The following is a 7735-nucleotide window of genomic DNA, read 5'->3' as shown; positions in this document are numbered from 1 at the left end:
TAAAGTCGCTTCGTGTGACCGGCTGGATTATCGCGGCTCTGCTCGTCTTCTTGATCTTAAAGTGATGCTGGGGGCACCGCTGCTCGATGCCCAGCGCTGGTTAAGCGTCACAAGGAGCGCTTAGCGTCGTAGCCGGAAATGAGCTTAGGCGGAGCAACTGCTTGGAGTTACGGTGACAGTGCATTCAATCCGTTGGCGCACCCGCCGCTCGAACCCGATGATACGCAGGCCGGGCCGTATATCGTCGCGGGGAGTTACGGTGACAGTGCATTCAATCCGTTGGCGCACCCGGCGCTCGAACCCGATGATCCGCAGGCCGGGCCGCACATCGTCGCGGCGCGTGCCGCGTTCCGGGGCGATGTCGAACGCCGCCAGCCAGGCCTCGAGCCGCTGGACGTAGGCGAGTGCGACCTGCGGCGAGGCCGCGTCCGCGAGGCAGTCGTAGAGGGCGAGCAGATCGTCTCGCGCCTCCGGCCCCTAGACCACGGGCCCGCGGATCACCGGGCGGTGCGCGCCGCGTGGCGCGCGAGCAGGGATGCGCGCACCTCGTGCGCCGGGATCGCCCGCCCGGGATCGGCGGCCATGGCGTCATAGGTCGGCGCGACGTCATCCCGCAGCCAGCGCTCGATGGCCTCGTCCTGCGCCTTCAGCGCGCGCAGGCCGGCGCGGACGACCTCGCTGGCCGAAGCGTAATCGCCGGCGGCGACCTTGGCGTCGATGAAGGCCGATTGTTCCTCGGGCAGGCTCACGGTGCGTTTCGCAATGGCCGACATGGGGCGCCTCGATCAATCCGGACGGTATGACGTTATCATACTCCGGAATCAGGGCCGAGGTCATCCATCCCTCCAGCCGCCCTTCGGCTACCCCCCGATCACCGCCGGCGCCGCATGCCCCGCCGCCGCGCATTGCGCGCGGTAGATCTCCAGCGCGGCGCCGGCGTCCAGCACCGACTCCACGTTCCCCGCCTCGTCCAGATTCAGGTTGGCGCCGTGGATCACGAACCAGACGTCGGTGACCTCGGTGTTGCTGGCGGGCACGTGCAGGGTATGGACCGAGCCCCGGCGACGTTCACCTCGTCCGGTACTCCAGGTACAGCCCACCCAGTAACCGGACTCGATATTGGCCTGGACGAGCTGGAACTGCACGCCCTCCTGATAGCCGACGAACGGCAGCTCGCTTTCGGTGCGCAGCAGCGCCAGTGGAACGGCCGACATATCTGATCCCCCCATGAGGGGCTCACCGTGCGGGCGGGCGATGCGGCACGCAACGCAATTCCCGGTCCCGCCCCCGCCTTACTTCACCCCCTCCAACGCCTTCACCACCTCCGCCACCGGCGGCCGCTTCTGGTACGTCTCCTCGGCCAGGGACGCGCGGATCACGCCCTTGCGGTCGATGACGAAGATGGCCGGGCGGGGCACGCCATAGGCGCGGCTTCCCGCCTTGTACTGCGGGTCGCGCAGGCCCCAGCGGTCGATCACCTCCGACTTCGGGTCCGACAGCAGCGTGTAGGTGATGCCCCGCTTCTCGGTGAAGGCCTTGGTCACCTCGGGCGGGTCGTAGGAGAGGCCGACGATGCGGTAGCCGCCCGCCTCGATGTCGGCCGCGCCGCCGTTGAGCGCCATCAGCTGGGCCTGGCAAAACGGGCACCAGGCGGCCGAGCGGAAGAACACCAGCACCACGCCCTTCTTGCCGGCCACGTCCTTCAGCGTGCGGGCCTTGCCGTCCTGGTCGGGCAGGGCGCCCACGTCCGGCGCGCGGGTCCCTACCTTGGGGCCGAAGCTCGCGTCGGCCCGGGCGAGCCCGGCGGGGAGGGCGAGCGCGCAGAGGGCGGCCAGGATCAGGGCGCGGCGAGGGGTCGGCATGCGGGGCAGCTCCGGTTGAGCGCCCACTATGGCACGCCGCCCACGGCCGGACAGCGCCCGGTGGCGGCGGGCCTCCTTCGCGTGGGCGCGACGCAGGCTGATCGCCCGGAACCGGCCCTTGCGCCTGCAAAAGGTCAGACAGTAGAACCGCGCCGCCGCCTCACAGGTCGAACCCCGCCGTCCAGGAGGCGCCCTCGGCCGGGAAGCTCAGGTCCGCCTCCGCGCCCGGCTGCGCCGCCAGCGCCCGGGTCAGCAGCCGGGCGCCGAAGCCGCGGTAGTCGCCGGGCGCGGGGCGGGGGCCGCCGGTCTCGCGCCAGGTCAGCGCCAGGCGCCGCCGCCCCGCCGTCGCGTCCACCCGCCACGCCAGGCGTACCTGGCCGCCGGCGCCCGACAGCGCGCCATACTTGGCCGCGTTGGTGGCCAGTTCGTGCAGGCACAGGGTCAGCGCGACGGCCGCCTCGGGGGCGATCGGCACGGGTTCGCCCTCCAGGCTGAGGCGCTCGCGCGGCGCGGGCTGGAACGGTTCCAGGGCCTTTTCGGCCAGGGTCCGCAGGGTCACCTCGCGCCAGCTGGCCTCGACCAGCAGGTCGTGGGCGACCGCCAGCGCGGCCAGCCGGGCGGCGAAGTCATGGCGCGCCGCGGTGGTGTCGGTCGCGCCCCGGAAGGTCTGGTCGGCCAGCGACTGGACGACGGCGAGGGTGTTCTTGACCCGGTGCTGCAGCTCCAGCTTCAGGAGGCGCTCGCTCTCGCGGGCCGCCACCTCGCGCGACAGCGCCGCGCGCAGCAGCGAGACGATCCAGATCACGAAGCCGCTGCTGGCCAGAAAGAACGCCACGCTGAGCACGGCGCGGCGCGCAGCCTGGCCCTGGACGACGGGCGCCAGCATCAGCACCCCGCCGACGCTGAGCAGGGCCGTGCAGGTCGCCCCCGCTGCCCCGCCGCCGAACACGCTGGCCGCGAGCACCACCAGGACGAAGCTCCCGAACGGCGCGCCGACCCCGATATAGGGCTGCAGCGCCAGCCGGACGCCCAGCCCGACGACCGCCAGGCCGAGCCCCAGCGCCATGCGCGCCGCCAGGCTGCGCGGCTGCCGCGCGATCCGTTGCACCAGGAAATCGGTCACGCCAGCACTCTTGGCCGCGCCCCATCCGGCCCGGCCCTCACGGCGACCATCCTAGCGTGTGGTGGCGAAGTCCGCACCCGGACGAGGCGCCATACTCAACCCCCGATCACATTCGGCGGCCGGCGCGACCGGCGCCCCGCGCCTGACCCGTCACCCCTGCCGCAGATTGCTCCACGCCACCTGGCACACCCCGACCCCCACCAGGATCGCGCCATAGAGCGTCCAGTGCGGATCCCCGACCATGAAGCCGACCCGGAAGGCCAGGTTCAAGCCCTGCAGGATCCACACTCCGCCCATCAGGATCATCAGCACCCCGATCAGGCTGCTGACTCCTCGCATGACGATGTTGAATGCGCGCCGCATGGTGTGCCTCCCGTTTCCCCGCGGCAGGCTACGCCCGGTCGGCCGCCATGAGGAAGGCCGTGATCGAGGCCGAGATCGGCAGGCCCGCGCCGTGCTCGTAGTAGCTGAACGCCGGCGTCGGGTTGACCTCGAAGCAATAGACCTCGTCGTCGTCGGTCACCTTCAGGTCGATGCCGGAGATCTCCAGGCCCAGGGCCCGGGTCAGCCGCACGCATTGGTCGGCCAGCTCGTCCGACAGGATCACCGGCCTGAGCGCGGCGGCCTCGCCGGTCTGCTGCAGGGCGTAGCGATAGTCGGTGGCGTCGGTGGTCACGGCGGCGGCGAAGGTCTCGGTCCCCACCACGTGCACCCTGACCTCGGTGCCCGGCACGAAGGCCTGGAACTGGGTCGGGCACCAGCGGATGCGGTTCAGCCTGGGCAGGTCGTCGTCCGCCAGCGTGCGCACGATCGATCGCACCCCGCTGATCGACTTGAAGATCACTCGCCCATGCGTCGCCCGGAAGGCCAGCACCTCCTCGGGATCGGTGGTGATCAGGGTCTGCGGCGTCAGGAATCCCAGCCGCCGGATCAGCTGGGCCTGGTAGGGCTTGGACATATTGGTGGCGGTGGGCTGGCTGCGATTGACCATGCGGCCAGGCGCCACGTCGATGAACTGGGTCATGGTGTCGTGCAGGCCCCGGCAGCGGGCGCGCAGCGGCGAGTCGTCCGGCTCGTCCGCCAACTCCGGCAGGAAGCGGTCGTCCATCACCCGCGAGTACGCGGCGCGAACCTGGCCGAGGTCCACCGCCAGGTCCTGAAGGCGCAACTCGCCGCCCACCTCGCCGTCCGCCACCGACAGGGTGATAGCGCAGTCGGCGAACCGGCGCTGGTTGAAGAAGGCCACCTCGGCCTCGGCGTCCGCCAGCCGGTCCGCCACCATCTTCAACGGTCCCTCCGAAGGGATGCCGCAGAGCAGGATCATGCCGCGGCCCCCGAGAGCCGCCGGGCCAGCGCCGCCACCGCGGGCTCGCCGCCGATCCGCAGGTCCGGGAAGGCCGTCGCATGACCGAACCGCCACCCGCCGCCGCCCGCCTCGAACAGCTCCACGCCCAGGATGTCGGCCTCCGCCAGCCGGGCCAGCCGCACGCAGGCCGCCCCGATCGCCGGGGAGGGCGGCTCGCCCATCGCCGCGTCGCCGATCACCAGCACCGCGGCGCGCGGCGCGTCCTGCGGCGCCAGCGAGCCATAGCCCGTGCCGGCCGGGTGCCGCTCCGTCTGGCTGTAGGCCGGCGTCGCCAGCCCGGCGCGGCCGGCCAGCAGCAGCCACTCGGTGATGTGCCGCCAGGCCCCGCACAGCCCCTGGGGCGTCGGCCGGTTCATCACATTGGGCAGGATCCCAAGCCAGCTCATGGCGAAGGCCACCGCCTCGGCCTCGGCGTACTCGCGGTCCTCCTCGCTGGCGAAGGCGGCCAGCGATCCGGGCGCGGTGACCAGCCGGTTCAGCACGCCGGTGTAGCTCGAACCCTCCAGGACCCTGCCGTCGGCCAGCCGGATCGACACCGCGTCGCCGTTGCCGTCCATCCGGTGGCTCCACCCCGGCGCGAGGTCCAGCTCGCCGCTGCGCACCAGCTCGCAAGCCCCGCCGCCGGCGACCAGGCGCCCGTGCGCCCAGACCGCCGCCTCGTCGTAGTCGTGGCAGATCACCAGGGTCCTGCCGTGCGCCGGACCGTCCGGACCGGTCACTGCTGGTCCGGCTCGTCCTTCAGCGCGCCCTTGGCGATATTGGGTCGCTGGTCCTTGCCGATGAAGTGCTTGAGGGCGCCGATCTCGGCCTCCAGGGCGGCGATCCGCGCCAGCATCTGGGCGTTCTGCGCGCCGGCCGGTTCACCGAAGGCGCCGAACACCGGCAGCGTTCCAATGCCGCCGTGAATCCCACCGTGGTCGAACTCCTTCAGGAGGTCCTTGTGCTCCTTCTCCAGCTTCTCGTGCTTGTTGTCCTTCGAGTCCTTGCGGCTCTTGTCGGCCCCGAACTTCTCGGCGCCCTCGTCCTTCTCGGGCTTGGGGTTCATCAGCTTGCCGATCAGCACGTCGATCCGCTGTTTGAAGATGTCGCCGTCCTGGTGGACCTTGTCCTCGAACTCGCTCTTGTCGCCACCGCCGCCGCCGTCGCCGCCGTTATTGTCGCTCGCCGCCGCCCGGGCTTCCCGGAAAGGTCGCTTGGCCATGATCAATCCCTTCGCACGTTGCCTGCCCATCGAAGTTGTTACGCTACGCGCGAAAGTTGAGACGCAGGATGGCCGGAAGGTCAAGCTCCGGGACTGCCCGTCCTACCCCACCCACGCCCCGCCGTTGGCGTGGATCACCTGCCCCTGCACGAACCCCGCCGCCGGGCTGAGCAGGAAGTCCACCACCGCGGCATAGTCCGCGCCCTCGGTGAGCCGGCCCGACGGGTTGGCCCGGGCGCCGCGTTCCAGCACGCGGGCCGCGGCCTCCTCCCCGCCGGCCATCCGGGCCACTGAAGTGGTCGCAACCAACCCGGGCGCCACGGCGTTGATCCGCACCCCGCGCGGCGCCAGCTCCGGCACCAGGTAGCGCACCAGGCTCTCGGCCAGCGCCTTGCCGGCCCCCAGCGCGGCGTAGTTGGCCAGGCTGGTACGCGCGCCGGCGCTGGTGATGAAGACGATGCTGCTGCCCCGGTCCAGCCAGGGCAGGGCCTGCTGCACCAGGTAGAGCAGCGACAGGCCGTTGGTCTGGATGGCCTGGGTGAAGGTCGCCAGGTCGGCGGCCAGCAGGGCGGTGGGATAGATCATCGCGGCGCTATGGACGATATGCAGCGGCCCGGCCGCGGCCTCGCCGGCGGTTCGCACCAGCCGGCCGGCCTCACCGATGTCGCCCACGTCGGCGCGCACCGCCCCGACCTCGGCGCCCATCCCCGCCAGCCGCGCCACCGCCGCCTCGGCCGCCTCGGCGTCCGCGTGCCAGCCCAGCACCAGCGGCTCGCCGCGCCCCGCCAGATGCTCGGCGATGGCCAGGCCGATGCCCTTGGTGCCGCCGGTGATCAGGATGGTCATGGGCCTAGACCTTCGCCGGGAACCGCGCCGGCCGCTTCTCCACGAAGTGCGCCACGCCCTCCTTGAAGTCGTCGCTCTTCAGGCTGAGCGCCATCTCCCGGTCGGCGTCGGTCATGGCCTCCGCCAGTCCCTGCAGCAGTCCGTTCCACAGCTGGCGCTTGATCACCGCCATCGAGCGGGGCGAGACGTTCTCGGCCAGGTCGCGGGCATAGGCGCGGGCCTCGGCCATCAGGTCGTGGGCGGCGACCACCCGGTCGGCCAGGCCCATGCGATAGGCCTCCGCGGCGCTGACCCGGCGCGACGACAGCATGATGTCCATCGCCCGCGAATGGCCGACCAGGCGGGTCAGCATCCAGCTGGTCCCGTGCTCGGCGATCAGGCCGCGGCGCGAGAAGGCGCTGACGAAGATCGCGCTGTCGGCGGCGAACCGCAGGTCGCAGAACAGGCTGAGGCACAGCCCCATCCCCGCCGCCGGCCCGTTGATCGCCGCGACGATCGGCTTGCTGACCGCCGCCAGCCAGGTCTGCGGGTGCTGGTAGTCGGGCCGCGCCGTCGGGTCGAAGGGCGCGAAGGCCCGCGACTCGCTCTCGCCGGACGCGCTGATGTCCTGCAGCATCCCCATGTCGGCCCCGGCGCAGAAGCCGCGGCCCGCGCCGGTCAGGATGATCGCCTTGACGGCCGGGTCGGCCTCGGCCCGCGCCATCGCCTCGCGCAATCCGCTGGCCATGGCCCCGGTCCAGGCGTTCAGGCGGTCTGGCCGGTTCAGGGTGACGGTGGCGACGCCGTCCAGCGCCTCATACAGGATCTCGGTCATGGCGGGCTCCGGGCGCAGGGAATGGCGCAGCCTTCCACATCCGCCGTCGCCCGGCCAGCCAGTGCGGCCGTTGCGAGGTCGCGGTGACTCAGCTGCGGTGGCTCAGGCCGCCTGAGCCGCGCGGCGGCGGCGCAGCATCGCGCCCGCCCCGCCGAAGCCGCCTACCAGCAGCGCCCAGGTCGTCGGCTCCGGCACGGCTGGCGGCTTGACGCCCGGGTCCTGCGAGAAGACCAGGCCCACCGTCATGTCGTTGTCGCGGCAGCCGCTGACGCCCACCACGCCGCAGACGCCGGCGTCGATGGTCACGCCGTCCGCCTTCAGGTCGAAGCCGTAGGTCCAGACCCCGCCGGCGTTGAAGTCGGTGAAGGTGATGTTGTTCAGGCCAGGCCGGATGAACTTCGAGATGTCGACGAACCCGGTATCCTCGCCCAGCCTGGCCTGCAGCATCAACTGGTCGGGGTGTTCCGAATTGGCGACGTAGGCCGACACCAGGTCGTCGGCGTTGAACAGCCGAAGGGTGTAG

Annotated in this window: 11 protein-coding genes; all 11 read right to left on the bottom strand. The window is 71.5% G+C overall.

Annotated elements, in window-relative coordinates; genetic code table 11:
• Positions 1-497: 497 nt before the first annotated feature.
• The gene (locus Q0R13_RS16270) at positions 498-773 is read right to left on the bottom strand and encodes a type II toxin-antitoxin system ParD family antitoxin (RefSeq protein WP_293905809.1); all 276 of its coding nucleotides are present in this window, start codon (positions 771-773) and stop codon (positions 498-500) included.
• An 87-nt stretch (positions 774-860) separates the two neighbouring features.
• A complete protein-coding gene (locus Q0R13_RS16265; RefSeq protein ID WP_293905807.1) occupies positions 861-1229 on the bottom strand; it encodes a hypothetical protein in 369 nt (122 codons plus the stop codon).
• Positions 1230-1292: 63 nt separating this feature from the next.
• Positions 1293-1862, bottom strand: coding sequence for a peroxiredoxin family protein (locus tag Q0R13_RS16260; RefSeq protein WP_293905805.1), 570 nt, complete (start codon positions 1860-1862; stop codon positions 1293-1295).
• 160 nt (positions 1863-2022) lie between these two features.
• Entirely contained in the window at positions 2023-2985 is a 963-nt protein-coding gene (locus tag Q0R13_RS16255) for a sensor histidine kinase (protein WP_293905803.1), read from the bottom strand.
• A 150-nt stretch (positions 2986-3135) separates the two neighbouring features.
• On the bottom strand, positions 3136-3348 hold the full coding sequence (locus Q0R13_RS16250; protein ID WP_293905801.1) for a hypothetical protein: 213 nt from the start codon (positions 3346-3348) through the stop codon (positions 3136-3138).
• A 28-nt stretch (positions 3349-3376) separates the two neighbouring features.
• Complete coding sequence (locus Q0R13_RS16245; RefSeq protein ID WP_293905799.1) at positions 3377-4309, bottom strand: ATP-grasp domain-containing protein; 933 nt, start codon at positions 4307-4309, stop codon at positions 3377-3379.
• Entirely contained in the window at positions 4306-5070 is a 765-nt protein-coding gene (locus Q0R13_RS16240; protein ID WP_293905797.1) for a hypothetical protein, read from the bottom strand. Before Q0R13_RS16240 ends, Q0R13_RS16245 begins: the two co-directional genes overlap by 4 nt.
• A complete protein-coding gene (locus Q0R13_RS16235; RefSeq protein WP_293905795.1) occupies positions 5067-5552 on the bottom strand; it encodes a hypothetical protein in 486 nt (161 codons plus the stop codon). Before Q0R13_RS16235 ends, Q0R13_RS16240 begins: the two co-directional genes overlap by 4 nt.
• Before the next feature lie 102 nt (positions 5553-5654).
• Positions 5655-6398 carry an SDR family oxidoreductase gene (locus Q0R13_RS16230; protein ID WP_293905793.1) on the bottom strand — a complete coding sequence of 248 codons (744 nt, stop codon included), beginning with the start codon at positions 6396-6398 and terminating at the stop codon, positions 5655-5657.
• 4 nt (positions 6399-6402) lie between these two features.
• Complete coding sequence (locus Q0R13_RS16225) at positions 6403-7212, bottom strand: enoyl-CoA hydratase (RefSeq protein WP_293905790.1); 810 nt, start codon at positions 7210-7212, stop codon at positions 6403-6405.
• A 102-nt stretch (positions 7213-7314) separates the two neighbouring features.
• The coding region (locus tag Q0R13_RS16220; RefSeq protein ID WP_293905788.1) for a PEPxxWA-CTERM sorting domain-containing protein at positions 7315-7735 on the bottom strand (421 nt) is incomplete at its 5' end.

This window comes from Phenylobacterium sp., from assembly GCF_025351295.1.
Lineage (GTDB): Bacteria > Pseudomonadota > Alphaproteobacteria > Caulobacterales > Caulobacteraceae > Phenylobacterium.
Note: the sequence above shows the minus strand (reverse complement) of the source record. Positions and strands in the feature narration are given on the sequence as shown.

Excerpts from the sequence above, each read along its gene's own strand:
- Q0R13_RS16270 (WP_293905809.1), bottom strand. The coding sequence starts at position 773 with ATGTCGGCCATTGCGAAACGCACCGTGAGCCTGCCCGAGGAACAATCG.
- Q0R13_RS16265 (WP_293905807.1), bottom strand. The coding sequence starts at position 1,229 with ATGGGGGGATCAGATATGTCGGCCGTTCCACTGGCGCTGCTGCGCACC.
- Q0R13_RS16260 (WP_293905805.1), bottom strand. The coding sequence starts at position 1,862 with ATGCCGACCCCTCGCCGCGCCCTGATCCTGGCCGCCCTCTGCGCGCTC.
- Q0R13_RS16250 (WP_293905801.1), bottom strand. The coding sequence starts at position 3,348 with ATGCGGCGCGCATTCAACATCGTCATGCGAGGAGTCAGCAGCCTGATC.
- Q0R13_RS16245 (WP_293905799.1), bottom strand. The coding sequence starts at position 4,309 with ATGATCCTGCTCTGCGGCATCCCTTCGGAGGGACCGTTGAAGATGGTG.
- Q0R13_RS16235 (WP_293905795.1), bottom strand. The coding sequence starts at position 5,552 with ATGGCCAAGCGACCTTTCCGGGAAGCCCGGGCGGCGGCGAGCGACAAT.
- Q0R13_RS16230 (WP_293905793.1), bottom strand. The coding sequence starts at position 6,398 with ATGACCATCCTGATCACCGGCGGCACCAAGGGCATCGGCCTGGCCATC.
- Q0R13_RS16225 (WP_293905790.1), bottom strand. The coding sequence starts at position 7,212 with ATGACCGAGATCCTGTATGAGGCGCTGGACGGCGTCGCCACCGTCACC.